We start from the raw sequence: 712 nt of genomic DNA, 5'->3' as shown, positions 1-712 counted from the left end.
AGTAGCTCAGTTGGTTAGAGTGCCGGCCTGTCACGCCGGAGGTCGAGGGTTCGAGCCCCTTCTGGGTCGCCATATTTGCCGGCTTAGCTCAATCGGTAGAGCAACTGACTTGTAATCAGTAGGTTGTAGGTTCAAGTCCTATAGCCGGCTCCATAAAAAGCTCCAGCATTTAATGCTGGAGCTTTTTTGTGCCAAAAATCACATATTTTCACTTCGAATGCTGTTATACTGATAGTAGTTAAAATTTTCTTATAAGGATAAGGAGGCTTCGAGTCATGACAAATATTAACAATTTAGAAAGACAGCATGCGGAGATAAGAGAATTGATTACTAATATTAGTAGGTCTGTTGATTATAAACCGTTAGAAGAGAATATTGATATTATAGTAAAATATATAAATACACTGGCAGGAAAAATAACAATTCATATGAACACAGAGGACAATTTTTTATATCCCGCCCTACTAAATAGTAATAACGAACAAATTAGAATTATTGCTAAAGAATATAAACAAGAAATGGGTAATATAAGTAACTTATTTAATTTATATAAAAACAAATTTAATACTAAGAGTAAAATATTAAACAATATTGAAACTTTCTCAAAAGAAACTATAGATATTTTAAGTTTACTTCAGAAAAGAATAGAAAAAGAAGATAAAAATTTATATCCTAAGATAAAAGAATAATGAAAGCAGGGGTAAGTAGGTAG

The 712-nt window shown here is 32.3% G+C and carries 1 protein-coding gene and 1 tRNA gene; both read left to right on the top strand.

What is annotated here, in order from left to right; translation table 11 throughout:
* Positions 1-77 precede the first annotated feature (77 nt).
* Positions 78-153, top strand: a tRNA-Thr gene (locus tag ABG79_RS12135).
* Between the two features lie 122 nt (positions 154-275).
* Positions 276-689 (top strand): hemerythrin domain-containing protein, encoded by a 414-nt coding sequence (locus ABG79_RS12130; RefSeq protein ID WP_057979724.1) that lies wholly within the window; start codon positions 276-278, stop codon positions 687-689.
* Positions 690-712 lie beyond the last annotated feature (23 nt).

It is taken from the genome of Caloramator mitchellensis (assembly GCF_001440545.1).
Classification (GTDB): Bacteria; Bacillota; Clostridia; order Clostridiales; family Caloramatoraceae; genus Caloramator; species Caloramator mitchellensis.
The sequence above is the reverse complement of the archived record's forward strand: the minus strand, read 5'-3'. Positions and strand labels throughout refer to the sequence as shown.

Bases quoted from the DNA above. Each gene is read 5' to 3' on its own strand.
- ABG79_RS12130 (WP_057979724.1), top strand. From the start codon at position 276: ATGACAAATATTAACAATTTAGAAAGACAGCATGCGGAGATAAGAGAA.